Consider the following 23,967-nt stretch of genomic DNA (forward strand, 5'->3'; position numbering starts at 1 on the left):
AGCGGAGCGCAGCTGGCTCATTTGCCGCGATAGAGGAGCCAGCCGGGAATGAAGGACAGGCTGCGCACCGCCCACGAAAACGGTGCGGGGAAGTCGGTGCGGAAGCGCCTGCTGCGCATCGCAGAAACCACCCTGGCAGCGGCGTCTTCCGTCGCCATCAGCATCGGCATCCTGAAGCTGTTCTTCCGGGTCAGCCGGGTCTTGATAAAGCCGGGATTGACCAGGCGCACAGTCACACCGGTGCCGCGCAGGTCAAAGCGCATGGTTTCCGCCAGGCTGACCAGCGCGGATTTGCTGGCACCATAGCCGATGGATGCAGGAAGCCCATGATAGCCTGCCAGTGATCCGATCAGAGTGATATCGCCGCGGCCGCTTTCTGTGAACCGCGGCACCACTTCGCCCAGCACGCGCAGCGCGCCGGTGAAGTTCACGTCCAGCATTTGCAGGGCCTTGCCGCTGTCCCATTCAGTGGCCCGCATCGGGTCGTAAGTGCCTGCGCAATAGATCAGCCCGTCCAGCTCCCGGATGCCCTCCGCCGCGGTGCGCACGGCATCTGCATCGGTCACGTCCACGGGCAGTACCCGCGCGCCTGACAGGCGCTGGGCCAGACTGTCCAGCCGGTCTGCGCTGCGGGCGGACAAGATCAGGTTTGCACCTTCGGCGCATAACGCTCTGGCCAGCTCGCGGCCCAGCCCCTCGCTGGCGCCGACCAGCCAATAGGTCTTACCTGCAAAATGGGTCATCGCCGGGCCTGTTCCAGGTTGCAGCTGTCTGAGACCAGAAGATCGGGCGCTGCTTGCTTTTTCAGGAACGGCGCGCGCTTTAAATAGAGTATCGCGGCTTGCCAGTGGATCAGTGCCAGCACCCGCAGCGCCCCAAACGGGCGGCGCAGGGCTGCCTTGAACAGGCTGGCGCTGGTTGCAGGGTGCCGGGTGCCTGACAGAGTTGCGAGCACACCTTGATCCCCGTTCTCGTAGACGATGCGGATGCTGACCTCGCTGCCATTCAGATGAAAATTGAAGCGGTACCTTCCTTCGACCTTCTGAAAAGGGGAGACGTGCATCATTTTAACGGCTGTCAGCTGGTCCGCTTTGCGGATCGGCCTGAAATCGTCATGTGCGCAGAAATAGCAGTGGCGGCCGCCAAAGGTATTGTTGACCTCGGCAACAAAGGCGATTGGCTGACCGCCGCGCAGGGCGATCCAGAAGCTGACGGGATTGAAGTGGAACCACAGGAAACTGGGCTGCGTCAGCAGCAGCAGCCGGGTGCCGCGCAGGTCTATGCCCCGGGCGGCCAGCACGCCGCGGAACCAGGCCAGCCCGTGACCTGCGCCGCGGGCGCCGCCATGGCGGCGGTCCCAGAGCGACCAGAGATTGAAACGGTTGCGCGAGAGCAGCCAGAGGCGGGTTTCGCCCAGATCGGTGAGCACAAAATCCACCCCGTAGCGGAATGCGTTTTTGAGCGCGCCGCGGCGGGCATGGAAAGTTTTGGCTGCAATATGATCCAGGGTCATGCGCTTACTACGCGGACGGCGGCCCTTTGGTTCACTTCTTTTGCGGCCGTTTTTGCATCCCGTGTTTTGCTTTCCGGACGGGCAGGGCGGAACTCTTTCTGACCTGATGAGTGATCCAAGCTGCGCGGCGGGCCGTATCTGACAGACATTGCACCAAAAACGGGATCAGCATGTTCGATCAGACCAGTATTGCGCGCAAGAGGATTGCCATTGCCGGCGGCGGCATTTCCGGCCTGTCGGCTGCCTATTACCTCTCTCTCTTTCATGATGTCACCCTGTATGAGGCTGCGCCGCGTTTGGGCGGCCATGCCCGCACCGTGATGGCTGGAAAAAACGGCGATCAGCCGGTCGATACGGGTTTTATCGTCTTTAACTATGCCACGTACCCCTATCTGACCCGGCTGTTCCGGGATCTGGACGTGCCGGTGATCAAAAGCGAAATGAGCTTTGGCGCCAGTATTGATGACGGCTGGCTGGAATACGGGCTGAATTCTCTGACTGCGCTCACGGCGCAAAAGGGCAACCTGCTGCGGCCGCAGTTTTACGCGATGATCCGGGATATCATCCGGTTCGGCACACAGGCTGAGGCGGCAGCCGGCGATGACAGCAAGACCATCGGTGCGCTGGTCGATGAACTTGGGCTGGGCCGATGGTTCCGCGACCACTACTTGATGCCGATGTGCGGGGCAATCTGGTCTACTCCGGTGGCGGAGGTCGATCAGTTTCCGGCCCGGTCCCTGGTCCGCTTCTTCCGCAACCATGCGCTGCTGGCTGGGGCAGGCAAGCACCAGTGGTGGACCGTCAAGGGCGGCAGTATCGAATATGTGCGCCGGCTGCAGGCGGCGCTGGCCGCGCGCGGCTGCCGGATCCGCACGGCGTCGCCGGTTCAGCAGGTCTGGCGCAGCCCGTGCCGGGTGACCGTTGCAGCAGAAGGGCAGCTGCCAGAGGAGTATGACGAGCTGATCCTGGCCTGCCATTCGGATCAGGCGCTGGCGCTTTTGGGTGAAGATGCCCGCCCGGCTGAGGCCGCGGCGCTGGGTAGCATCCGGTATCAGACCAACCGTGCCGTGCTGCATTGCGACCCGCGCCAGATGCCAAAGCGCCGCGGCTGCTGGTCCAGCTGGGCCTACCGCTCGCAGGATGGCGCCGTCGGCGTCACTTATTGGATGAACCGCTTGCAAAGCATCCCGGAGGACGACCCGCTGTTTGTCACTTTGAACCCCTCCAGCAGGATCCCTGAGGCGGCGATTTATGACGTCAAGGAGTTTGCCCATCCGGTTTTTGATGCCGCAGCATTGCAGGCGCAGGATCGGATCCGGGCGATGCAGGGCCAGAACCGCACCTGGTTTGCCGGTGCCTGGAACCGGCATGGATTTCACGAAGACGGTATCGCCAGCGCCATGCGCATCGTGCGCGCACTGAATGGCCAGCCCCAAGCAGAAGGAATGGAAAATGCGCTTTACCAGCAGGGCCCTGAAAACGAAATTCCTGTCCAGCTGCGAGCGTCTGCATGAAGGCCGGCTGATCCTGCGCACCCCTGAAGGCGAGCGGTATAACTTCGGCACCTCAGGCCCTGAGGCAGAGATGGTGATCCGCGACTGGTCGGTGGTGCCCGCGCTGGCTGCGCACGGGCAGGTCGGGCTGGGGGAAACCTATGTGGAGGGCCTGTGGGACACGCCGTCGATCGAAACGCTGATGTCGGTCGCCATGCGCAACCGGGACCATCTGGCGGCCTATGACCATGCCAGCCCGCTGAACCGGGCCCGGTTCCGCCTGGCGGATACGCTGCTGCGGGCCAACTCCCGCCGCGGCGCCCGGCGCAACATCCGGGCGCATTACGATGTGGGCAATGAATTCTATGGCCTGTGGCTGGATGAGGGGATGACCTATTCCTCGGCGTTGTTCGACCAGGCAGGGGATGACCTGGCCCGCGCCCAGGGCCGCAAGAACGGCCGGATCCTGTCGCGGCTGGGCAGCGGCGAGCGGGTGCTGGAAATCGGTTGCGGCTGGGGCGGATTTGCGGAGCAAGCGGCCGAAGACGGGCGGGATGTGACCGGCATCACGATTTCGCGCAACCAGCATAGCTACGCCGATGCCCGGCTGGACGGGCGTGCCGACATCCGGCTTTGCGATTACCGCGATATCGGCGGGACCTATGACAACATCGTTTCAATCGAGATGATAGAGGCGGTGGGCGCGCGCTACTGGCCCAGTTATTTTTCTGTTCTGAAACAGAAACTGGCGCGTGACGGGCGGGCAGTGCTGCAGGCCATCACCGTCAAGGACAGCTTCTTTGACACCTACCGGACCTCCTCGGACTATATCCGCCAATACGTGTTCCCCGGCGGGATGCTGTTGTCGGACAGCGTGATCCGGGATCAGGCGCGGCAGGCCGGGCTGAGGGTCAGCGGCAGTTTTGCGTTCGGTCAGGATTATGCCCGGACCTGCAGGATCTGGGCCGAACGCCTGGCCGCGCAGAAGCCGCGGGTTCTGGGGCTGGGCTACGGCGAAGGGTTCTGCCGCAATTGGCAGTATTACCTGGAGATCTGCGCTGCCTCCTTTGCGGTGGGGCACACCAATGTGGTTCAGGTGGAGCTGGAACATGCGCCTGTTCTCGCATAAGGCCCTGCTGGCATTGGCGCTGGCCGCGGCCCTGCCGGGCACCGCTCTGGCCTCGGTCATAGAGCGCGCGCTGCCCGGCGCAGAGCTGCGCGGGGCGGCCACGTTCCGCCTGGCCGGGCTGCCGCTCTATCAGGCGCGGCTGTTCACCCGCGGCGGCGCGCCGCTGGACTGGAGCCGGGATTTCGCGCTGGAACTGACCTACCTGCGCAGCCTGAGCGGCGGCGGCCTGGTGGAAGGCACGCTGCGCGAGCTGGACAGGCTGGGCGGCACGCCGCCGGTGCGGGGGCAGCTGGAGCGCTGTTTCCGCGATGTGCGCAAGGGCGACCGCTACACCGCGGTTTCCAGGGGGCCGGACACGATCGCATTCTGGAACAACGGCCAGAGGACCTGCAGCCTGAGCCATCCGGGCATCAAGACCCGGTTTATGGAGATTTTTCTGGGTCCGGACACCCGCTCGGCCGCCTTTACCCGGCGCTTGAAGGGGGAATGATGCTGTATCCGCGCGTCAGCCTTTATGCGCTGATGCTGGCCGCGGCCGGCATCCCGCTTTACATCCACCTGCCGCGGTTCGCCTCGGTCAGCCTTGGCATTGATCTCGCCGCCGCCGGAACCATCCTGCTGGCAATCCGGCTGGTTGACCTGGTGCAGGATCCAGCGTTCGGCTGGGCCATCGACCGCTGGCCGGGGGCGCAGCCCCTGTTTGCGATGGCCGCAGCTGCGGGGCTGGCTGCAGGGTTTCCGCTGCTGTTCAGCCTGCAGCCGGGTGCGGCAGTGCCGCTGCGTCTGACTGCGGTGCTGGTGCTGCTGTTCTCCGCCTACAGCCTGGGCATGATCTTGCTCTACGGCTGCTCTGCTGCCTTGGCCCGCCGCCCTGAAGCCGGGGCGCTGATGGATCTGGCTGCCTGGCGCGAGGCGGGGATGCTGGCGGGGGTGATCCTTGCCGCCGCAGGCCCCGCGGCCCTGGCAGCCCTTGGTGCCGGGGGGCAAGGATATCCTGCGTTTGGAATTTTGCTGGGAGGGATCTCAGTGCTGGCCGCCATTCTCTCACGCCCATTGTGGCGGCGGCCGGCTCCGGCAGCGCAGCAGCTGTCGCTGGCCGGGTTGCGTCAGGCGGGCGCAACCCGGCTGCTGCTGCTGGCGCTGGTGAACGCATTGCCGGTTGCAGTCACCGCGACCTTGTTCCTGTTTTTCACAGAGGACCGGCTGCAGCTGGCGGGCATGGCCGGGCCGCTGCTGATCCTGTTTTTCCTGAGCGCCGGGATCAGCGTGCCCGGCTGGGCGGCAGTCAGCCGCCGGATCGGGGCCAAGGCAACCCTGCTGACCGCCATGCCGCTGGCTGTTCTCGGTTTTGCGGGCGCGGCTTTGCTGGCGCCGGGGAGCCTGGCGGGGTTCGCAGCGGTCTGCATCGCGTCCGGCGCGGCGCTGGGCGCGGAAATGGTGCTGCTGCCTGCGATGTTCTCCGTCGCTCTGACCCGTGCAGGCCTCAGGGCCTCTCTCGCCTTCGGCATCTGGTCCTTTGCCGGCAAGCTGGCATTGGCCCTGGCCGCCTTTGCCGTTCTGCCGCTGCTTGAGCGCAGCGGGTTCACCCCTGGCGCTGCCAACAGCGCCACGGCCCTGACGGTTTTGAATGTCCTTTACGCCCTTGTCCCTTGCGTCTTGAAACTGGCGGCGCTGGGCCTGGTCCTGACGCTTCCCACGGAGGAACAACCCGCATGAAACTCTTTGCCGCTGTTCTGCTGATCATCCTGGCCGCAGTGCTGGCCCGGTCGCTGTTCTTCAGCTTCCGGGCGCAAGACCCGTCCGCCTATACGCAGACCGGGCCGCAGTTTTCACTGAAATCCCATCTGTCTGGGGGCATCCTTTCAGAAGGGCTGATTTTTGGCCCCAAAGGATCGATGACCAACAGTTTCACGGCCCGGATGCACGGGGAATGGGATGGCGACACCGGCACGCTGACCGAGGAATTCACCTATTCCAATGGCCGCACTCAAAGCCGCAAGTGGTTTCTGCAGCTGGGCGAGGGCAACAGGTTCACTGCCACTGCCGATGATATCGAGGGGGTGGCGCATGGGGTGGTGTCGGGCGCCACGGTCAGGATGGAGTATGAAATCATCCTGCCGCAGGAATCCGGGGGCCACCGGCTGACCGCCATTGACTGGCTGTATCTGACAGAAAGCGGAGTGATCCTGAACAAATCCGAGATGCGTAAATTCGGCATCAAGGTTGCGGAACTGGTTGCCACTATGCGCCCAGCCGCCGCGGAATGAGCGCAAGCCCGCGCATGGACCAGCAGGGGGCGGCCTAAGTGCCAGCCGGCTGCCGCTCTGCGGAGGCGGGCGTGCCGAACCTGCGTTTATAGGCGCGGGCGAAGCTTTCGGGGTTCTCAAACCCGCACAAGCCGGAAATTTCACCGATGCGCAGGCTTGAGTTGCGCAGCAGGTTGCGGGCCTCGGAAAGGCGCAGGTTCCGATAGTAAGCCGACGGGGTTTCCTGCAGATGGTGCTTGAACAGCCGCCCCAGCGTCCACAGGGGAACCCCGGTGCGGGCGGCAATCTCGGCAACCGGCACCGGCTGGTCCAGCGTGGCGATCATCAGGTCCACTGCCTTGGCCAGGTTGCGGTCAAGCCGCGCCAGCGAGGTATCAGTCAACAGCCGCTGCTGCGGACCGCTGTGATTGGTCGGACGGTAGTTGAGGATTTCCGCCACCCGGCTGGCCAGCTGACGCCCATTGAAACGCTCGATCAGGCCAAGGGTCATGTCAAAAGTGGCCACCCCGCCTGCGCTGGAACACCGGTTCGCGGAAATATCAAACAATCTGTCTGCAAACATTTCGGCGCGGAATTTTTCGCGGTAGCCGCGCAGCGCCTCGAAATGCACCGCGGCCGGGCGGCTGCGCAGCAGCCCGGCTTCGGCAAAGATCAGCGCCCCGGTGTCGACGCAGCCCATCACCGCCCCCTCGCGTGCGCGCCGTTTGAGCCAGCTGAGCAATGGCCCGGCCACCGCCGTTTCCGGGTGGTAGGAGGACAGCAGGATCACCACGTCCGCTTTTGCGCGGTCCAGCGGTTCTGTTCTGATTTCGATACCGCTGGAACTGGCAAGCATACCGCCCGCAACCGACAGGAACCGCCAGCGCCAGACGGTGCCGGCGCTCTCGCGATTGGCGACGCGCAGGGGCTCTGTCACCAGTGTCAGCGACAAGGCCGGGAAGTTGTCAGTCAAAACGATGTCAGCCTGCGGCATGGCTCTCCGCCTGGTTTGTAAATTAATGTTAAGTTTTTGCTATTTGCGGTCAAGAAGCTTTTCACTTCTCTTTCTACAGTCGTCTGAACGGAGGAGACGACATGAGTGAGCTGCCTTGGACACCGGACTTCGACGTTTGGCCGGTTGATCATCACGCAACGCAATTGAAACATACTGCGGAAGCGCTTGAAGTGGTTTGGTCGGACGGCCTGACCAGCCGGCACCACGTGCTGCTCTTGCGCGAAAACAGCCCTGATGCGGCAACGATCCATCCCAAGGCGCGGGAGATGTGCATATCGCCAAACGGGATTGAGGCAGAGGTGGCTGTTACCGGGGCCGGGATGCTTGAAAACGGAGCGGTGCAAGTGAGCTTCTCCGATGGCACTGCCAGTGCCTACCACCCCGGCTGGCTGCGCGGAACCGCCTGGTTCGGCGAGGAGGAGCCCGCACCGCCAATCCTGTGGCGCGGCGAGGATTTGCCGGAGCCGATGACGTTTGACGGGCCGCAGGCGCTGGAGAACCCGCGCGTGTTCCTGCAATGGCTGGAAGCCTTGCGCGACTACGGCGTCGCGCGGCTGCGCGGGCTGCCGCAGCAGGACGGGCTGCTGGAAGAGATCGTCACCCGCATCGGCCCGGTCCGCGAAAGCAACTTTGGCCGCCAGTATGTGCTGGCGATCAAGGACGACCCGGACAGCCAGGCCTTTACCCCTGACAAGCTGCTGCAGCATATTGACATGCCGACCCGGGAAACCCCGCACGGGCTGCAGTTCCTGTATACGCGCGACAATACCACCACGGGCGGCGAGGGCATCTATGTGGACGCCTACCGGATCGCCGAGGACATGCGGGAGGAGGAACCGGAGCATTTCCACTCGCTGGTGATGGATGTCTGGGAGTACTCGAACCGCGCCCGCCGCTCGGATTACCGCGCCCGCGGGCCGGTGGTGGAGACTGACGCCAAGGGCAACATCACCGGCGTGCGCTACAACACCTTCCTGCGCGCGCCCTTGAAGGCGCCGCTGGAGGTGCAGGCTCGCGCCTACAGGGCCTACCGCGCCTTTTGCGCCCGGGCGCAGGATCCCCGTTACGAGATGGTGTTCCGTTATGAGCCGGGCGACCTCTTGGCCTTCGACAACCGCCGCGCCTTGCACGGCCGGGCGGGTTACGACGCCAAGGGCGGCACGCGTTTCATCGAGGGGATCTATTCCGACCGTGACGACCTGCATTCGCGCATCCGCACGCTCCAGCGCCAGTTCCGGGCCGAGGCAGAGCAGGAGGCACAGTCATGATCCCCAAACAAATGGCGGCGGTGCATCTGACCGGCTATGGCGGGCTGGATTGCTTGCAGTACCGTACCGACGTCCCGGTGCCTCAGCCGGGGCCGGGTGAAGTGCTGGTCCAGGTGACCGCCGCAGGCATGAACAACACCGACATCAACACCCGCACCGGCTGGTACAACTCCGGTGTCGGCGATGGCACCACCGAGGCCGGCGGGCAGGAAGGCTTTGGTGTTGACGAGGGCGGCATGGGTGATTGGGCCGGCGACATCCGCTTTCCGCGCATCCAAGGCGCTGACTGTGTTGGCCGCATTGCCGCCGTGGGGCAGGGGGTAGACCCGGCCCGCATTGGCGAGCGGGTGGTCTGCGCGCCCTATATCTATGATCCGGAAGACCCGGAGTGGCTGGAGAACGCGGGTTTTCTCGGCTCGGAACATGACGGCGCCTTTGCCCAGTTCACCAAGGTCCCATCACGCAACGCCGTGACGGTGGCAGATGACTTGCCGTTCTCGGATGCACAGCTGGCGACGCTGCCCTGTTCCGGCGGCACTGCGATGAACATGATGCTGATGGCAGGCCTCAAGGCCGGCGACCTGGTGCTGGTCACCGGTGCCTCCGGCGGGGTTGGCACTTTCCTCATTCAGATCGCCAAGCACTATGGCGCGGAGGTCGTGGCCGTCTGCGGCGCGGCCAAGGCGGAGGGCGTGCGGGCCATCGGCGCCGACCATGTGATCGACCGGGCAACTGCAAACCACGCAGGTGCCGCATTGGCCGCCACGGAGGGGCGCAAGTTCACCCTGATTGCCGATGTGGTGGGCGGAGACCGCTTCACCGAATACCTCTCGCTGCTGAAACGCGGCGGGCGCTATGTCACTGCAGGCGCCATTGCCGGGCCGAATGTGGCCCTCGATCTGCGCACGCTTTACCTCAAGACCCTCAGCTTCTTCGGCTCCACCGCCTATCTGCAGGAGACCTTCCCGCGGCTCATAGAAATCCTGCACGCGGGCGGGCTGAAACCGGCTGTGGCAGCCACCCGGCCATTGTCTGAAATCGCCGCCGCGCAGGAGGCGTTTTTGCAGAAACACCATGTGGGCAGCATGGTGCTGATCCCGCCGCAGGACGCGTCCAGGGAGGAGCGCATATGAAGATCACCAAACTGACCGTCTACCGCGTGGTGCTGGATCAATGGGGGGTTGAGACCCGCTATACCAAGGCCCTCAGCATGGAGGTCCCGCTGGAGACCACGGTTTTGCGGATCGGCACCGACGCCGGGCTGACGGGCTGGGGTGAGACGATGACTGCACCCTCCTACTACCTGCCGACCTCGCCGCAGTCGGCCCGCGCAGGGATTGAGCTGATTGCACCGGCACTCCTGGGCCAGAACCCGCTGAACCACCGCGCCCGGATGGAAGACATCCGCTTTGCCATGCGCGGCCACAAGCCGACGAAATCGGTGATCGACATGGCGCTGTGGGACTTGCAAGGCAAGGCGCGGAGCCTGCCGCTGGTCGACCTCTGGGGTGGTCGGGTGGTTGAGGACATGCCGGTCCTGTGCCTGGTGAACACCGCCTCGCCCGAGGAGCAGGTGGCCCAGATCGAGGAATTCCGCGCGCAAGGGTACAAGCTGTTCCAGATCAAGATCGGCCACGGCAGCCCGCAGCTGGAGGTCGCCCGCATCCGCGCCTGCCAAGAGGCCATGCGCGAGGATGAGCGCTGCTGGTTCGACGTGAACCGTGCCTGGAGTGTCGATCAGGCAATGCAGGTGATGCCATTGGTGCGTGACCTGGCGCCGCTGATCGAACAGCCCTGCGAAACCTACGAGCAATGCCGCACCGTTGCCCGTCACACGGGACTGGGGCTGATGCTGGACGAGGCGATCGAGGATCAGGACAGCTTCATCCGCGCGGCTGAGGATGGGGTGATCAATGCCGCGGTGCTCAAGATGGGCTGCACCGGCGGCATCTCCGAGCACCGCCATCTGGCAGAAACCGGCCTGCGCCTTGGCATCCCGATGCGGATCGAGGATTTCTATGGCACCGGCCTGACGCTGGCTGCGGTGTCCCACCTGGCGCAGGGGCTGCCTGCGGCGGCAACCTTTGGCCTTTATGACTACCACCTGCCCGCGGTGCCGGTGGTGAAGAACCCGTTCCCGGTGGTCAACGGCCGCGTGAAGGTGCCGGAGGACTGCGCGCCTGGCCTTGGCGTTGAGGTCAACTCGGACGTGCTGGGCGAACCAGTGGCGGAGTACAGCCTGTGACCAAAGCGGAGCGTTTGAAACGGATGCTGGACCCGGCCCGCGTGGCCTGGTTTGGCGGCGGCGGCATAGCGCCTGCGATTGAGTACATGAAGGCCAATGGCTTCACTGGCGAGGCCATGGCTGTGAACCCCAAGCGGGCAAAGATTGCCGGGCTGGATTGCGTGCCCTCGACTGCGGAACTGCCTTGGGTGCCGGATCTCGCCATCCTGGTGATCCCCAAGGAGGCGGTCATCGAAACCGTGCGCGCCCTGTCCGGGAACGGCTGCGGCGGGATGGTCTGCATCACCTCCGGCTTCTCCGAAAGCGCCGATGGCGCCGCGCGGCAGGCGGAAATGATCGAGGCAGCCGGAGATATGCCGGTGATCGGCCCCAATTGCCCCGGTATCGCCAATTTCTTGGATGGCAGCGCCTTCATGATGGATCACTTCGGCAATCACGCGCCGCAGCAAGGGGTGGCGGTGATCTCCAACGGCGGCGCCTACCTGAGCGACCTGGGATGCGCCGACCGTTCGCAGCCCATTGCCTATATGATCGGGCTCGGCAACCAGGCGATGGTCAGCGTCGCTGACATGCTGGACGCGGTGCTGGATGACAGCCGGGTAACGGCGGTGAATGTCTATTTCGAGGGCATCGCCGATGTTGCAAAGCTCTCGCAGGCCGCTGCCAAGGCCGCGCGCAAGGGCATTCCGGTGGTGGCCATCAAAGGCGGTCGCAGCGAGGCAGGTACCCGTGCCGCGCAATCCCATACCGCGTCCCTGTCGGGCGATGCGGCGGTGGCTTCGGCCCTATTCCGCCGCTTTGGCTGGATCGAAGTAACGACGCCCTCGGAAGCCATCGAAACCGTCAAGATGCTGAGCTTCACGCCCATTCCAAAGGGTATGAAGACAGGATTTATCACCTCCTCAGGCTCTTATGCGGTGCTGGGCGGCGATATTGCCGAAAAGGCGGGGCTGCAGATGCTACCGCCCTCGGCAGAGGCCGCGCCCGCGCTTGATGCGGCCCTGCCTGCCTATGTGGGGCCCGCGAACCCCTTGGATATCTCCGATGCCCATGGCTGGCCGCAAGGCGATCAGTTGCCGATCTACCAGGCCTTTGCGCAGGATGGGTATGACCTCTTTGCCCAGGTGATGTGCTACCCGCCCGAAGGCGGCTGGGATATGTCGACCTGGGATGCCACCACCAGCGCCTTGGCCGAGGCCAAGGGCGGCCGCCCGGCGGCCTTCGTCAACACCTTGGCCGAGGCGCTGCCGCGTGAAGCCCGCGAGCGGATGATCACCAGCGGTATGGCGCCGCTGCAGGGGATCGAGGATGGCTTGCGGGCGGTTGCCCATGCGGCGCGCTATGGCGCCATGCGGGAGAGAATGGATCCCGAAGCGATGCTCCTGTGTGCTGAGGACTGCCCGGCCTATCAGCCTGGCAGGACGCTGAGTGAAGCGGAGGCGAAAACCCGTCTCGCCGAAGCGGGATTGGACGTGCCGCGCCAGTGGGTTGTACTTGGTCCGGACAACCTGGTGGAAATCCCCTGCACCTGCGCGGTGAAAGCCATCGTGCCGGGGCTGTTGCACAAGACAGAGGCGGGCGCTGTGGCTTTGAACATCGCGCCGGAAGACCTGCCTGCTGCAATCAGTACCATGGCAGAACGCCTCGCTGAACAAAGGCTTGTGGCGGAAGGCTTCTTGATCGAGGAAATGATACAGGATCCAGTCGGAGAGCTGCTGGCTGGCATCCGCCATGTGCCGGACATCGGCCTCACCCTGACGCTGGCCGTTGGCGGCATCGCGGTGGAGCTGATGCAGGACACCGCCACCCTGATCCTGCCCGCACCGCGTGCGGATATCGAAACGGCTTTGCGGGGCCTGAAGCTGGCGCCGCTGATCCTCGGCTACCGGGGACGGCCTGAGGTAGACCTCGCCGCAACGCTGGACGCCATCGAGGCGCTTTGCGCCTTTGCTGCCGATCACCCTGAAATTGCAGAGCTGGAAGTGAACCCGCTGCTGCTCACCCAAACCCGCGCGGTGGTTGCCGACGCGGTCCTGACCCTGAAAGGCTGAGCCATGACCGACTACACCCATCTGATCTACGAGGTCGACGCCGACCATATCTGCTGGCTGACCCTGAACCGGCCGGAAAAGCTGAATGCGATGAACCTGAAACTCATTGCCGAACTGCAAGCCGGGCTGGAGCGCGCCGATGCCGATGACGATGTCAATGTGATCGTGATCCAGGGCGCCGGCCGCGGCTTCTGCGCCGGGCATGATCTGGATGAAGACGCGGAGGAGGACCGGACCTCGATTTATGAATACCGCGCCCATTACTTCAAGCAGTTCGAGGAATTCACAACCCCCTGGCGAGTGACCAAGCCGGTCATTGCCAGCGTCAATTCCATCGCCATCGGCAAGGGGTTTGAACTCAGCCTGTTCTGCGACATCACCATCGCCTCTGATGATACCCGCATTGGTTATAACGAGGTGCGATACGGCATCTCCGGCCACTGCATGTTCCTGCCCTGGCTGGTGAATATGAAAACTGCCAAGGACCTGCTGCTGACGGGCCGTGAACTGACCGCGGCGGAAGCCAAGGAAATGGGGCTGATCACTGATGTGGTGCCGCTGGAACAGCTGAAAGAGGCCACCCGCAAGAAGGCGCTGCTGATGGCCCGGATGCCGCGCGAGATGCAGTGGATGCACAAGATGTACCTGAACCGTGTCTATGAGATGCAGGGCCTGCGCACAGCCACGGACTATTACCTGGAGCAGGTTGCAATCATGGGCGCCCAGCCGGTCCCGGAATATGAAGCGTTTTCCAAATCGACGATCGAGAAGGGCCTGAAGGCTACGCTGAAAGAGGCCAATGCCCGCTATGAAGGGCTGGACTGAAAGCGGATCAGAGGGGCAGCCGGGCGGCGGCGGCGGGGTAGGCCGCGGTTTTAGAGCGGGAGTTGGGAGAGATCCGGCCAAGTGACTGTAACGCTGGGGATCAGGGTGCCGAAAACATCCAATTCCAGCGTGCCGGTCTCCTGGCCGTTCAGCCCTGCATAAAACGCCCGTGCCCGCTGATTGGATTGAAACACAGTCAGGGACAGGCTGCGCTGGTCCTTGGAAAGCAACTGTTGCACCGCGGCCCGGAACAGGCTGCTGCCAGCACCTGACCCCTGTGCCGCCGGAGAGACATGCAGATTGTCCAGATAGGGTTCCGGCCGGCACCAGACGGCGCAAAAACCAAGCAGCCCGGCGGGGTGTCCGGCGTGTTCCGCGATCAAAAGAATATCCCCCGGTTCCGGCCGGTAAGCCTGCCATTTGCGCAAAAGCTGGCTGCTAATCTCCCCGTGCAGCCGCGCCTGCGGGAAATCACCGGCATAGGCGGACTGCCAGCTCTCTGTATGCAAGGCAGCGATTTGCGGCAGGTCAGCTGCCGCAGCGGAACGGATATGGAGACGGGGCCGGGTCATACGGCTCACAGGATACCAATAAGATCGCATCACTCAATGGCCGGTAGACGCCACCGGGGGCGAAGATGTTTTGCCCGCAGGATTGTGGCAGGGACCGCAACTTTTTCTTGCCGCAACGGAAGCGATGCGCTACGGGCGATTTACCGGTCCCGAAAGGGCTAAGAGGGAATCCGCGGCGCCAACCGGCGCCAAACGGAACTGCCCCCGCAACTGTAGGCGGCGAGTGCTGCGCCATGATGTCACTGGACCTCAACGGCCCGGGAAGACGGCGCAGGCAATGACCCGCCAGTCAGGAGACCTGCCGGTGAAAACTGAAGCACACCGGACGGGGTTGTCCGGGGAGGTTGCCGGTAAGATGCGCCGCCGCTGGACGGTGACGCGATGGGGGGCTGACCTCCTGCCTTAGCGGTCAATACCCTTTCACCCGTTCTCCGGTCATTGACACATGGAGATCGAAATCATGTTTCTGCGTTCCGGCCTGATGGGCCTTTCTTTCGTTGCTGCTGCACAGGCTGCCGCCGCCAGCGAAAACTTTCCGCTGACCATTCAGAACTGCGGCGAGACCGTCACATTCGAGGCGCCGGTTGCCTCCTCCGTGACCGTCGGCCAGGCCGCCACCGAAGTGCTTTATGCGCTGGGCCTGGGCGAAAAGGTGCTGGGCACCTCGGTCTGGTTCAACGATGTGCTGCCCGAATATGCTGAGCTGAACGACAAGGTCGAACGCCTGGCAGACAACGACCCGAGCTTTGAAAGCGTGGTGGCCAAGCGCCCCGGTCTGGTCGCGGCACAGTATGAATGGCATGTCGGCCCCGAAGGTATCGTTGCCAAGCGCGAGCAGTTCCATGACCTCGGCATCCCGACCTATGTGATGCCCGCGGATTGCGTCGGCAAAGACAACACCACCGGCGGTGACGGCACGAGGACCCAGATGTTCACCACCGAGAGCCTTTACCAGGGCATCGAGGAACTGGCGGCGATCTTTGGCGAGGCTGAAAAGGGCGCAGAACTGGTTGCCGACTACAAGGCGCGCGAAGCCGCTGCTGTTGCCAAGGCGCAGGAGGTTGCACTGGACGGCGCCTCTGCCGTGTTCTGGTTCTCTTCGCCGGAAATGGAGAGCGATCCATTTGTGGCCGGCCAGAAGGGCGCGCCGGGCTACATGATGCAGCAGCTGGGCCTGAAGAACGTCATCGAAACGGACGAGGAATGGCCGACCGTTGGCTGGGAAACCATCGCCAAGGCGAACCCGACGGTGATCGTGATTGCCCGCATGGACCGCCGCCGCTTTGCCGCGGATGACTACGAGAAAAAGCTGGACTTCCTGCGCAATGACCCGGTCGCCAGCCAGATGGACGCGGTCAAGAACAACCGTATCGTGGTGATGGATGCCCAGGCCATGGATGCCACCATCCGCGCGATCCCGGCGCTGGAGGACCTGGCAGCTGAACTCAGCGCGATCGGCAACGGCGAATGAGCGCAGCCGCCGCACTAGCGTGGCAAAGCGTCCGGGGCGCTTGCCTGGCTTTGCCGGTGCTGGCTGCGGCGGTTCTGGCAGGCGCAATGATCGGCGAGACCGCGCTTGCGCCTGACCTTGTCCTGTCGGTTCTGGCCAACAAGCTGGCGGGTGCTGGGCTGCCGGTGGATCCGGTGGATCAGGGCATCATCTGGAGCTACCGGCTGCCGCGGGCGCTGGTGGCTGCGGCCTGCGGGGCAGCTCTGGCGGTGACGGGCGTGGTTCTGCAGGCGCTGCTGCGCAACGCGCTGGCAGACCCCTACATCCTCGGTATTTCAGCCGGTGCCTCTACGGGGGCGGTTGCGGTCACCATCGCGGGGCTGGGCGGCGGTGCACTGTCGCTGCCCTTTGGCGCCTTCAACGGCGCATTGCTGGCCTTTGGATTTGTGGCCATCCTGGCGCGGGCGGCCGGGGCAGGGGGCAGCCGCGCGGCTGCAGCGCAGATCGTGCTGGCGGGCATAGCAGGCTCGCAGCTGTTCAATGCGCTCACCGCCTTCATCATTGCCAAATCCGCCAATGCCGATCAGGCCCGCGGCATCATGTTCTGGCTGATGGGCAACCTCAGCGGCGTGCGCTGGCCGGATGTGTGGCTGGCGGTGCCGTTGGCGCTGGCGGGCTGGATGATCTGCCGGTTCCATGCCCGGGCGCTCGACGCCTTCACCTTTGGCAGCGATTCGGCCGCGTCGCTCGGCATTCCCGTCCGCAGGGTGCAGGTGGTGCTGATCTTTGCCACCGCGCTGATGACCGCGGTGATGGTGTCGATTGTCGGCTCCATCGGCTTTGTAGGCCTTGTGATCCCACATGCGGCACGGTTTCTGGCAGGCCCCAGCCACCGCAGGCTGATGCCGGCTGCGGCGCTGACGGGCGCTGTTTTTCTGATAGCTGCCGACATCGTGTCCCGCATCATCATCCCCGGCCAGGTGCTGCCCATCGGGGTTGTCACTGCCCTGATCGGGGCGCCGGCCTTTGCCATCATCCTGGTGCGCGGCCAGAGGGGGCCGCGATGAAGATCGAGGCCCGCAACCTGAGCTTTTCCGTGCGCGGCAAGCAGCTGCTGCGGGACGTGTCGCTGGCGGTGCAGCCGGGCGAGACCCTGGCGCTGGTGGGGCCGAACGGTTCTGGCAAGTCGACGCTGATGCGGCTGCTGTCCGGCCTGGCACGGCCGTCGCAGGGCGAGGTTCTGCTTGCGGAAGAGCCGCTGGCCCGGCTGAACCGGCGTGAGATCGCCCGGCGGATCGCCATTGTCGAGCAGCAGTCGGATACCGCCGAGCGGATCACTGCGCGGGCAGTAGTGGAACTGGGGCGCACGCCCTGGCTGTCGGCGCTGAAGCCCTGGAACGGCAGGGACACGGCGCTGGTGGACAAGGCGCTGCGCACCGTCGAAATGGAGAGTTTCGCGCAGCGCGAATGGGCCACCCTTTCCGGCGGCGAGCGGCAGCGGCTGCATATTGCGCGCGCGCTGGCGCAGCAGCCGGGGCTGCTGCTGCTGGATGAGCCGACGAACCATCTGGATATCCACCATCAGCTGTCGATCCTGGAATGCATCCGGAACCTGAAAGTGACCGCAGTGGTCGCCTTGCACGATCTGAACCAGGCAATGACCTGCGACCGGGTGGCGGTGCTGTCAAACGGGCGGCTTGCCGCTTTGGGGCCGCCGCAGCAGGCGCTGGCCCCGGAAACGGTGTCCGAAATCTTCGGGATCAAGGCCCGCTGGATGCATGGCGCAAACGGCGCGGACCCGTTTCTGTCGTTTCACCTTGCCTGAGACCAAAGCCAAGGCAGTCAAGGCCCTGGTTCAGCCGTTCCCTATCACTGTTAGGATCTTGTTGCGCTGGATCTTCCCGGACGGTCCCTTGGGAAGGTCTGGCAGGAAGTGGATTTCATCCGGCGACTTGAACCGTCCCAGCCGGGACTGGCAGATCTCAATCAATTCAAGCGGTGTCAGGCTGGACCCCTCGCGGACCGTGACCGCTGCCTCCACCGTTTCGCCATAACTCTTGCAGGGGCGGCCAAAGGCGGCGGCCTCGATCACATCCGGGTGGGAGTAAAGCGCCTCGTCGATCTCGCGCGGGGCAATGTTTTCACCGCCCTTGATGATCAATTCCTTCAGCCGTCCGGTGACGAAGACATAACCGTCGTTGTCGGTCCGGCCCAGGTCGCCGGTGCGCAGCCAGCCGTCCGGGGTGAAGGTGCCGGCGGTGGCCTCAGGATTGTTGAGGTATTCCAGCATCACATTGGGGCCGCGCACCGCCAGCTCGCCTTCGCTGCCATCGGTGATGGGGGTTTGATTGGCGTCGAGGATGGCGACTTCATTGCCATAGGCAATGCCGGGGGAGCCGATCTTGCGGGTGCCCGGTGGGGGCGGGTTTGACAGGATCTGGGCAGCGGTTTCCGTCAGCCCCATGGTTTCGATGATGGGCATGCCAAAGCGGCCCTCAAACGCATGCTGCACGTCAGGGGCCAAGGCTGACGACGCCGAGCGGCCAAAACGGATGCGGGCGCGGGTGCTGTCGACGGGGTCTAGGTCCGAATGCAGCAAGTGCGAGATAATGGTGGGCACCACCGAGAACCAGGTCGCCTGCGACCAACCGGCATGGGCCCAGAACCGGCTGGCGGAGAAGCGCGCGCACATCGCCAGCGAGCCGCCGGAGATCAGCGTGCCCATCACCGTCACGCAAAGCCCATTGATGTGGTAGATCGGCAGCACGCAAAGGCCGCGATCCTGTGGGGTCAGCTCATGTGCGACGGCAGTGGTCCAGCCGCCGGCCAGCAGGCTGGCGTGGCTGTGCACCACCCCCTTGGGCTGGCCGGTGGTGCCGGAAGTGTACATCAGCAAAGCGTGGTCCCCGGCAGAGAGCGGGTGCAGCTCTGCCGGCGGACCACCAGGGGCTGCCTGCCTGTCCAATGGGGAGAGGGTAGACAGATCGGCAGTCTGCTCAAACAGGTCCAATTGGCTGTCATGCACAAAGGCAAAGCGGGCGCCGCTGTGCTGCAGCGCGTAAGACACCGCACTGTTGCCTGCGACCAGGTTGATCATGGTGGCGCGGAAGCCGCCGTAGAGCACGCCGAACAGGCACTCCAGCGCCTCGCGGCCATTGGGGTGCAGGATGGCGATGCTTTCGCCTTTGGCGATGCCCTTAGCGGTCAGATAGCGGGCAATGGCTTGCGCCGTATCGCGCAGCTCCTGCCAGCTCAGATCGGGGCCGCCGTCCGGAAAGACAAAGCCGGTTCCGCCCTCTTCTGCGCGTGTGTCGAGCCAGCTGCGGATGGTTCCCTTGGGCGGTTCCATCATTGGCCCGCCTCCGCCCAATAGCTGCCAAAGATGTCCTGGAGCGCGGGTTCGCGGGCCGGGATTTCGCGCACGATTTTAGTGGTTTGCACGAAATGGCGCCAGTTGAGGTTGGTGTCGATCGAGTTGCCGCCCCAGCTGCCGCAGCCCATCGACAGGGAGAACGGCATTCCGTTGGTAAAGGCGCCGCCGGTGGCGAAGGTATGGGCCTGGTTGACGATCACCCGGCACGTGGGCATGTCGCGGCCCATTTGCACCGCGCGGCCGTCTTTGGCTGTGTGGACGCCGATGGAGTGGCCAGCGCCCTGATAGTCAAGGATACGGGATGCGATGGCTTTGGCATCGGCGAAATCCGCGGCCCGGTAGACGGCCAGAATGCGGCTCAGCTTTTCGCCCGACAGCGGGTGGTCCGGGCCGATGCCCTTGGTTTCCACCGCCAGGAACTTGGTGTCTGCGGGGACTTTGCCGGACATATCCAGCGCAGCCAGCATCTTGCCGGCGTCCTGGGCGATGACTTCGCGGTTCAATTGTCCATCGGGCCAAAGCCTGGAAATGATACCGGCGGCGTCTGCTTCACGTACCAGCGCGCCGCCTTCCCGGGCGAGGGCTGCGATGAACTGATCATAGATTGCATTTACTACCACCACGGAGTTCTCCGAGGAGCAGGAGGTGGCGTTGTCAAAGGTCTTGGAGGCGGTGATCTTAGCGGCTGCATCCGCCAGGTCTGCGGTTTCGTCCACGATCACGGTCACATTGCCGGCGCCGACGGCCACAGCGGGCGTGCCGCAGGACTGGGCGCGGTGGACGTTGTTCTGGCTGCCGGTGCAGATCACCCTGTCGGAGGCCTCCATCAGCGCCTGGGTCTTGGCCTTGGAGCCGGGCGCAGGGATCATCTGCACCAGATCCGGGTCGAAGCCCAACTTGGCGAACTCCGCATGGATATAGGAAAGCAGAAGCTCGCAGGAGGCGACACCCTTGGGCGAGGGGGCCACCACGATGGCATTGCCGCCTTTCAGCGCGTTGATGATGTTGTTGGCAGGCGTGGCCGCAGGGTTGGTCGAGGGGACAACGGCGCCGATCACGCCAATGGGACGCATGATTTCGGTGATGCCGGTCTCCGGGTCGTCACTGATGATGCCGTCGGTCTGCACGCCGGCAATGTCGCGCAGCAGGCCCAGCGTCTTGCGGTGGTTCTTGGTGATCTTGTCTGCCACATTGCCAAGGCCGGTGGTTTCCACTGCCAGCTCGGCCAGGGCGCGGTTGCGGGCGGGCTCCATGATGGCCCAGCCTGCCGCCAATGCTGCCTTGTCATACTGCGCCTGGCTGCCGCCTGCCTCAAAGGCCTTCTGGGCGGTGCGGGCGCGCGCCACGATCTGTTCCACCCCGGCGGTGCCGGAGGCGAGTGCGTCCTGAGCGTTCATGTCTTTCCTCGATTGATTGTCCGGGGCAGGGGCGCTGCCTCGGAGGGTTTCGGCACAAGGGCCTGCTGACCTTCGCCCTGCACCGCTGGCGCGAGGCGAATTTTGTGTCCGGCCAGTGAATTTACCCGCAGCGGTCTGGTTGACCGGAAGGGTAAGTTCGCGCCGCCGGGTGCAAAATTCACCGCGTCCCGAAGGGATTTCGCCCAAATCCGCCATCTCTGCGCTAATTCCGCTTGAAATGGGGCCACCCTTACTGCGCGAAATTGCCTTGTGCTGGCGGATTTTGGCAGAACCCAGCGGCGCAGGGCGAAGGTCAGCAGGCCCTAGGGATCAGAGCCCGGCCAGAAGTTCCTTCAGCGTCTGTTCGCGCGCCGCCCACATCTCCTTGACCTCGTCGCGGGTCATGATGTGCATGGGCGAGCCGCCGGCCTGCATCTTATTGGCGACGCGCGGGTTGGCGAACATCTCAGGCACGGTGGCGGCAAGCTCGTCGATCACCTCTTGCGGTGTGCCTTTGGGCACCATCACGCCGCGGAAGTTGACCGAGGAATTGTCCACGTCCAACCCCTGCTCCTGCATGGTGGGCACATCCGGCAGAAACTCTGAGCGCTGCAGGTCGGCGACGCCCAGGATCTTCACATTGCCCGCTTCCTGCGCGCGGAAGGCATCGGACAGGTTGTTGACCCCGCCCATCACCTCACCGGCGATCACCGCTTTCATGGCCGCTGCGCCGCCACCCTTGGTCGGGATATAGGCCATCTTGACGCCAGCCGCCTTTTCGATCTGCAGCGCGGCGATGTGGTGGCCCACAAACAGGCCGGCACCGGAGAAAGTCAGCTTGCCGGGGTTTTCCTTAGCGTGGGCAATCACGTCCGCCATCGAGTTGAAGGGGCTGTCAGCCGCAACCACAAACACCGCCGGGTCGGCGCCCCAATTGGCGATGGGTTCAAAGCTGTCGGCAGAATACTGCACGCCGCCTTTGATCGACTGGGCGATGAAGTGGGGCACGTTGTAGGCCGCCAGCGTGTAGCCGTCGGCATCGGCCTGGGTGGCAAACCAGTTCCAGCCGACACGGCCGCCCGCGCCGGGCTTGTTGATGATGGCGATGGGCATTCCCAGCGCGTCCTCGTTGCCGGCGGTCATGGTGACAATCCGGGCCTGGAAATCGGTCGCCCCGCCGGCCCCGTAGGAGACCATCATCATGATCGGCCGCTCTGGATATTCCTCAGCCATGGCGGTGCCTGCCAGGCCCATCAGCGCTATGGTGGCGCTTGCAATCAGTTTCTTCATTTTCTTCTCCTCCCTATTGATTTCGGACCGGGTTGAAGCCGGTCAGAACAGAATTTCACGCGGCGTGTAGACGCTCAGCAGCTTGGCAAAGAGGCCGTACATCACTGCCACGAACACAGCCGTGATCAGTGAGCGCTTGGCCCAGGTCTTGCCCCCGGAGTGCGGCGCCGGGTCGTAGAGCGACAGCAGAATGAAAAAGGCGATGGCGGTGGCGGTGTAGAACCCCAGCGCCTTGGCGGCCCAGAAGACATAGACCGCCATCACCGCCAACCCGGGCACCATGCTGATGAACATGGCTCGCGAGATGCCCGAGCCGACCTTGCTGAGGCCCAGGACTGCCTTGCCGAAGGTCCAGCCCGCCAGCACCACAAAGACGGATGCAATCAGGCGCGGGAACAGGAAAGCCTCGGCAGGCTGTTGCGTATAGCTGACCCAGGCAACCCAGATCCCAACGGCAAAGACCAGGCCGGAGCCAAGGATGTGCTGAGACCGGTTCATGCCTGCGCCTCCTCTTTGGTGGTGTAGCGGCGGGTCCGCAGCTCCATCCAGGCCGAGTAGGCGATGGAGGCGACGACCACGGCGATCAGGAAGATGTTCAGCCCGCCGGACAGGAAGTAGCTGGCCTTGCCCACTGTGGCGTCGGCGATCATGCCGCCCTGGATGAAGTTGGACTCTGCGATCGGGCCCAGGATCAGCCCCAGCACCAGCGGCGCGGCGGAAAAGCCGAAACGCTCCAGGAAATACATGCCGATGCCGAGGCAGGCCATGACATAGACGTCGCCCATCGAGCTTTGCACCGAGTAGGCGCCGAAGACCGAGAGGGCGAGCACGATGGCGGCCATCACCGATTGCGGCACCTGGGCGACGCGGGCGGCGAGGCCTGCCACATAGAGGCCGAAGAGGCACATCAGAACCTGGCCCACCAGCATCGAGTTGATGAAGGTCCAGGCCACATCCGGGTGGTTGTCGAACAGGTCGGAGCCCGGGAAGATGCCGTGGATCAGCAGCCCGCCCAGCAGCACGGCAGCGGTGGGGCTGCCGGGGATCGACAGGGTCAAGAGCGGCACCAGCGAGGGGCCGACCATGGCGTTATTGGCGGATTCTGCGGCGATTACGCCTTCGCTGTGGCCCTGGCCGAATTTCTCCTTCTCCGAGGAGAACTTCTTGGTCTGATCATAGGCCACCAGCCCGGCAATCTGGCCGCCGACGCCGGGGATCAGCCCGATGATCGAGCCGGTGATGGTGCCGATGCCCAAGGCACGCGGACGGCGCAGCAGTTCCTTGGTGGCGTCGAGGACCGAATGTTTCTGCACTTCGATCACCTCGGCGCCCTGCGCACGGCGGCCCTTGGCGAACATGGTCAGCACCTGAGGGATGGCAAACAGTCCGATGAGGGCCGCGATGATGTTGATGCCGCCGCCCAGCGACGGATGGAAGATGAAGCGCTGGGCGCCCATGATGTCGTCAAAGCCGATGGTCGCCAGCCACAATCCGATGCAGCCGGACAGCAGGCCTTTGACAACCGAGGCCGAGTCCAGAGAGCCGATCACCGTGACGCCCAGAATGGCCAGCCAGAACAGATGCGAGGGGCCAAAGGCCAGCGCCCATTGCGCCAGAACCGGCGTCAGGAAGATCAAGAGCAGCACGCCGAAGATGCCGCCGACAGCCGAGGCCAGGAACGACAGCTGCAGCGCTTTGGCGCCCTTGCCCTGTTTGGCCATCTTGTGGCCGTCCAGCGTGGTGGCGATATTGGCGGGCGCGCCGGGGATCTTCAGCAGGATCGCGCTGACCGCGCCGCCGGCCACGGTGGATGTATAGGCAGCTCCCAGCAGGATCAGGCCCTGAACCGCTTCCAGATGGAAGGTGAAGGGGATCAGCAGCGCCACTGCCATGGTGGGGGAAAGCCCCGGGGTCGCCCCCAGGATCAGCCCGCCAATCGTGCCGCCCAGAAGCAGCAGGAATGACAGCGGTGAGAATACGTCTCCGAAGTAAAATATGAAGTCCATTCGGGGCCTCCCAACCCGGCTGATCGCGCTTTTGCTTTTGTTGACAAAACAGGTTAGGCCATGAAAATAGTATTGCAAACGTTTTCATAAATCT

The 23,967-nt window shown here is 64.1% G+C and carries 22 protein-coding genes and 1 riboswitch; of the genes, 13 read left to right on the forward strand and 9 right to left on the reverse strand.

Translation table 11 applies throughout. The annotated features are described in order from the left end of the window. Positions 1-17 precede the first annotated feature (17 nt). Together ACXAEK_RS10555 and ACXAEK_RS10560 are read right to left on the reverse strand one after the other, a co-directional pair. A complete protein-coding gene (locus ACXAEK_RS10555) occupies positions 18-743 on the reverse strand; it encodes an SDR family NAD(P)-dependent oxidoreductase (RefSeq protein ID WP_475041765.1) in 726 nt (241 codons plus the stop codon). Further along, complete coding sequence (locus ACXAEK_RS10560) at positions 740-1,513, reverse strand: DUF1365 domain-containing protein (protein ID WP_475041767.1); 774 nt, start codon at positions 1,511-1,513, stop codon at positions 740-742. The genes ACXAEK_RS10555 and ACXAEK_RS10560 overlap by 4 nt, the downstream gene beginning before the upstream one ends. A gap of 170 nt (positions 1,514-1,683) precedes the next feature. Here ACXAEK_RS10560 and ACXAEK_RS10565 point away from each other — a divergent pair, with 170 nt between their 5' ends. Genes ACXAEK_RS10565 through ACXAEK_RS10585 form a run of 5 tightly spaced genes read left to right on the forward strand, consistent with a single transcriptional unit; the run spans position 1,684 to position 6,402 of the window. Beyond that, the gene (locus ACXAEK_RS10565; RefSeq protein WP_475041768.1) at positions 1,684-3,027 is read left to right on the forward strand and encodes an NAD(P)/FAD-dependent oxidoreductase; all 1,344 of its coding nucleotides are present in this window, start codon (positions 1,684-1,686) and stop codon (positions 3,025-3,027) included. After that, the gene (locus ACXAEK_RS10570) at positions 2,966-4,135 is read left to right on the forward strand and encodes a class I SAM-dependent methyltransferase (protein WP_475041770.1); all 1,170 of its coding nucleotides are present in this window, start codon (positions 2,966-2,968) and stop codon (positions 4,133-4,135) included. Before ACXAEK_RS10565 ends, ACXAEK_RS10570 begins: the two co-directional genes overlap by 62 nt. Continuing rightward, positions 4,116-4,625, forward strand: a complete 510-nt coding sequence (locus ACXAEK_RS10575) for a hypothetical protein (protein ID WP_475041771.1) — start codon at positions 4,116-4,118, stop codon at positions 4,623-4,625. Before ACXAEK_RS10570 ends, ACXAEK_RS10575 begins: the two co-directional genes overlap by 20 nt. Beyond that, positions 4,625-5,851 carry an MFS transporter gene (locus ACXAEK_RS10580; RefSeq protein WP_475041772.1) on the forward strand — a complete coding sequence of 409 codons (1,227 nt, stop codon included), beginning with the start codon at positions 4,625-4,627 and terminating at the stop codon, positions 5,849-5,851. Before ACXAEK_RS10575 ends, ACXAEK_RS10580 begins: the two co-directional genes overlap by 1 nt. Then, complete coding sequence (locus tag ACXAEK_RS10585) at positions 5,848-6,402, forward strand: DUF3833 family protein (protein WP_475041776.1); 555 nt, start codon at positions 5,848-5,850, stop codon at positions 6,400-6,402. The genes ACXAEK_RS10580 and ACXAEK_RS10585 overlap by 4 nt, the downstream gene beginning before the upstream one ends. Before the next feature lie 34 nt (positions 6,403-6,436). On the opposite strand, the gene ACXAEK_RS10590 is transcribed toward ACXAEK_RS10585, so the two are convergent. After that, entirely contained in the window at positions 6,437-7,375 is a 939-nt protein-coding gene (locus ACXAEK_RS10590; RefSeq protein ID WP_475041779.1) for a GlxA family transcriptional regulator, read from the reverse strand. A gap of 101 nt (positions 7,376-7,476) precedes the next feature. Between ACXAEK_RS10590 and ACXAEK_RS10595 the strand changes: the two genes are divergently transcribed. Genes ACXAEK_RS10595 through ACXAEK_RS10615 form a run of 5 tightly spaced genes read left to right on the forward strand, consistent with a single transcriptional unit; the run spans position 7,477 to position 13,785 of the window. Next, positions 7,477-8,664 carry a TauD/TfdA family dioxygenase gene (locus ACXAEK_RS10595; RefSeq protein ID WP_475041781.1) on the forward strand — a complete coding sequence of 396 codons (1,188 nt, stop codon included), beginning with the start codon at positions 7,477-7,479 and terminating at the stop codon, positions 8,662-8,664. Then, on the forward strand, positions 8,661-9,797 hold the full coding sequence (locus ACXAEK_RS10600) for an alcohol dehydrogenase family protein (RefSeq protein WP_475041782.1): 1,137 nt from the start codon (positions 8,661-8,663) through the stop codon (positions 9,795-9,797). The genes ACXAEK_RS10595 and ACXAEK_RS10600 overlap by 4 nt, the downstream gene beginning before the upstream one ends. Next, positions 9,794-10,909: a mandelate racemase/muconate lactonizing enzyme family protein gene (locus ACXAEK_RS10605; RefSeq protein ID WP_475041783.1), complete on the forward strand. Its 1,116-nt coding sequence runs from the start codon at positions 9,794-9,796 to the stop codon at positions 10,907-10,909. The genes ACXAEK_RS10600 and ACXAEK_RS10605 overlap by 4 nt, the downstream gene beginning before the upstream one ends. After that, positions 10,906-12,960: an acetate--CoA ligase family protein gene (locus ACXAEK_RS10610; protein WP_475041784.1), complete on the forward strand. Its 2,055-nt coding sequence runs from the start codon at positions 10,906-10,908 to the stop codon at positions 12,958-12,960. The genes ACXAEK_RS10605 and ACXAEK_RS10610 overlap by 4 nt, the downstream gene beginning before the upstream one ends. A 3-nt stretch (positions 12,961-12,963) precedes the next feature. Then, complete coding sequence (locus tag ACXAEK_RS10615) at positions 12,964-13,785, forward strand: enoyl-CoA hydratase/isomerase family protein (protein ID WP_475041786.1); 822 nt, start codon at positions 12,964-12,966, stop codon at positions 13,783-13,785. Between the two features lie 50 nt (positions 13,786-13,835). On the opposite strand, the gene ACXAEK_RS10620 is transcribed toward ACXAEK_RS10615, so the two are convergent. Continuing rightward, entirely contained in the window at positions 13,836-14,357 is a 522-nt protein-coding gene (locus ACXAEK_RS10620; protein WP_475041787.1) for an N-acetyltransferase family protein, read from the reverse strand. A gap of 127 nt (positions 14,358-14,484) precedes the next feature. Continuing rightward, a riboswitch (cobalamin riboswitch) is annotated at positions 14,485-14,677 on the forward strand. A gap of 140 nt (positions 14,678-14,817) precedes the next feature. On the opposite strand from ACXAEK_RS10620, the gene ACXAEK_RS10625 reads away from it, so the two are divergent. Genes ACXAEK_RS10625 through ACXAEK_RS10635 form a run of 3 tightly spaced genes read left to right on the forward strand, consistent with a single transcriptional unit; the run spans position 14,818 to position 17,632 of the window. After that, positions 14,818-15,828: an ABC transporter substrate-binding protein gene (locus ACXAEK_RS10625; protein WP_475041789.1), complete on the forward strand. Its 1,011-nt coding sequence runs from the start codon at positions 14,818-14,820 to the stop codon at positions 15,826-15,828. Then, entirely contained in the window at positions 15,825-16,874 is a 1,050-nt protein-coding gene (locus ACXAEK_RS10630; protein ID WP_475041790.1) for a FecCD family ABC transporter permease, read from the forward strand. The genes ACXAEK_RS10625 and ACXAEK_RS10630 overlap by 4 nt, the downstream gene beginning before the upstream one ends. After that, positions 16,871-17,632 carry an ABC transporter ATP-binding protein gene (locus tag ACXAEK_RS10635; protein WP_475041792.1) on the forward strand — a complete coding sequence of 254 codons (762 nt, stop codon included), beginning with the start codon at positions 16,871-16,873 and terminating at the stop codon, positions 17,630-17,632. The genes ACXAEK_RS10630 and ACXAEK_RS10635 overlap by 4 nt, the downstream gene beginning before the upstream one ends. Positions 17,633-17,662: 30 nt before the next feature. Here the strand turns inward: ACXAEK_RS10635 and ACXAEK_RS10640 are convergent, their stop codons facing one another. The 5 genes from ACXAEK_RS10640 to ACXAEK_RS10660 form a co-directional block, all read right to left on the reverse strand. Beyond that, complete coding sequence (locus ACXAEK_RS10640; RefSeq protein WP_475041794.1) at positions 17,663-19,159, reverse strand: AMP-binding protein; 1,497 nt, start codon at positions 19,157-19,159, stop codon at positions 17,663-17,665. Then, positions 19,156-20,577: an acylating sulfoacetaldehyde dehydrogenase gene (gene sauS, locus ACXAEK_RS10645; protein ID WP_475041795.1), complete on the reverse strand. Its 1,422-nt coding sequence runs from the start codon at positions 20,575-20,577 to the stop codon at positions 19,156-19,158. The genes ACXAEK_RS10640 and sauS overlap by 4 nt, the downstream gene beginning before the upstream one ends. A 330-nt stretch (positions 20,578-20,907) precedes the next feature. After that, complete coding sequence (locus tag ACXAEK_RS10650; protein ID WP_475041797.1) at positions 20,908-21,867, reverse strand: Bug family tripartite tricarboxylate transporter substrate binding protein; 960 nt, start codon at positions 21,865-21,867, stop codon at positions 20,908-20,910. A 42-nt stretch (positions 21,868-21,909) separates the two neighbouring features. Further along, positions 21,910-22,365 (reverse strand): tripartite tricarboxylate transporter TctB family protein, encoded by a 456-nt coding sequence (locus tag ACXAEK_RS10655; RefSeq protein WP_475041798.1) that lies wholly within the window; start codon positions 22,363-22,365, stop codon positions 21,910-21,912. Beyond that, the gene (locus tag ACXAEK_RS10660; RefSeq protein ID WP_475041799.1) at positions 22,362-23,873 is read right to left on the reverse strand and encodes a tripartite tricarboxylate transporter permease; all 1,512 of its coding nucleotides are present in this window, start codon (positions 23,871-23,873) and stop codon (positions 22,362-22,364) included. The genes ACXAEK_RS10655 and ACXAEK_RS10660 overlap by 4 nt, the downstream gene beginning before the upstream one ends. Between the last annotated feature and the right edge of the window lie 94 nt (positions 23,874-23,967).

The organism is Leisingera sp. ABM4_101 (assembly GCF_056158725.1).

Bases quoted from the DNA above. Each gene is read 5' to 3' on its own strand.
- ACXAEK_RS10580 (WP_475041772.1), top strand. From the start codon at position 4,625: ATGCTGTATCCGCGCGTCAGCCTTTATGCGCTGATGCTGGCCGCGGCC.
- ACXAEK_RS10570 (WP_475041770.1), top strand. From the start codon at position 2,966: ATGCGCTTTACCAGCAGGGCCCTGAAAACGAAATTCCTGTCCAGCTGC.
- ACXAEK_RS10620 (WP_475041787.1), bottom strand. From the start codon at position 14,357: ATGACCCGGCCCCGTCTCCATATCCGTTCCGCTGCGGCAGCTGACCTG.
- ACXAEK_RS10585 (WP_475041776.1), top strand. From the start codon at position 5,848: ATGAAACTCTTTGCCGCTGTTCTGCTGATCATCCTGGCCGCAGTGCTG.
- ACXAEK_RS10600 (WP_475041782.1), top strand. From the start codon at position 8,661: ATGATCCCCAAACAAATGGCGGCGGTGCATCTGACCGGCTATGGCGGG.
- ACXAEK_RS10605 (WP_475041783.1), top strand. From the start codon at position 9,794: ATGAAGATCACCAAACTGACCGTCTACCGCGTGGTGCTGGATCAATGG.
- ACXAEK_RS10575 (WP_475041771.1), top strand. From the start codon at position 4,116: ATGCGCCTGTTCTCGCATAAGGCCCTGCTGGCATTGGCGCTGGCCGCG.
- ACXAEK_RS10630 (WP_475041790.1), top strand. From the start codon at position 15,825: ATGAGCGCAGCCGCCGCACTAGCGTGGCAAAGCGTCCGGGGCGCTTGC.
- ACXAEK_RS10655 (WP_475041798.1), bottom strand. From the start codon at position 22,365: ATGAACCGGTCTCAGCACATCCTTGGCTCCGGCCTGGTCTTTGCCGTT.
- ACXAEK_RS10615 (WP_475041786.1), top strand. From the start codon at position 12,964: ATGACCGACTACACCCATCTGATCTACGAGGTCGACGCCGACCATATC.
- ACXAEK_RS10640 (WP_475041794.1), bottom strand. From the start codon at position 19,159: ATGATGGAACCGCCCAAGGGAACCATCCGCAGCTGGCTCGACACACGC.
- ACXAEK_RS10660 (WP_475041799.1), bottom strand. From the start codon at position 23,873: ATGGACTTCATATTTTACTTCGGAGACGTATTCTCACCGCTGTCATTC.
- ACXAEK_RS10590 (WP_475041779.1), bottom strand. From the start codon at position 7,375: ATGCCGCAGGCTGACATCGTTTTGACTGACAACTTCCCGGCCTTGTCG.
- ACXAEK_RS10625 (WP_475041789.1), top strand. From the start codon at position 14,818: ATGTTTCTGCGTTCCGGCCTGATGGGCCTTTCTTTCGTTGCTGCTGCA.
- ACXAEK_RS10635 (WP_475041792.1), top strand. From the start codon at position 16,871: ATGAAGATCGAGGCCCGCAACCTGAGCTTTTCCGTGCGCGGCAAGCAG.
- ACXAEK_RS10565 (WP_475041768.1), top strand. From the start codon at position 1,684: ATGTTCGATCAGACCAGTATTGCGCGCAAGAGGATTGCCATTGCCGGC.
- ACXAEK_RS10560 (WP_475041767.1), bottom strand. From the start codon at position 1,513: ATGACCCTGGATCATATTGCAGCCAAAACTTTCCATGCCCGCCGCGGC.
- sauS (WP_475041795.1), bottom strand. From the start codon at position 20,577: ATGAACGCTCAGGACGCACTCGCCTCCGGCACCGCCGGGGTGGAACAG.
- ACXAEK_RS10595 (WP_475041781.1), top strand. From the start codon at position 7,477: ATGAGTGAGCTGCCTTGGACACCGGACTTCGACGTTTGGCCGGTTGAT.
- ACXAEK_RS10650 (WP_475041797.1), bottom strand. From the start codon at position 21,867: ATGAAGAAACTGATTGCAAGCGCCACCATAGCGCTGATGGGCCTGGCA.
- ACXAEK_RS10555 (WP_475041765.1), bottom strand. From the start codon at position 743: ATGACCCATTTTGCAGGTAAGACCTATTGGCTGGTCGGCGCCAGCGAG.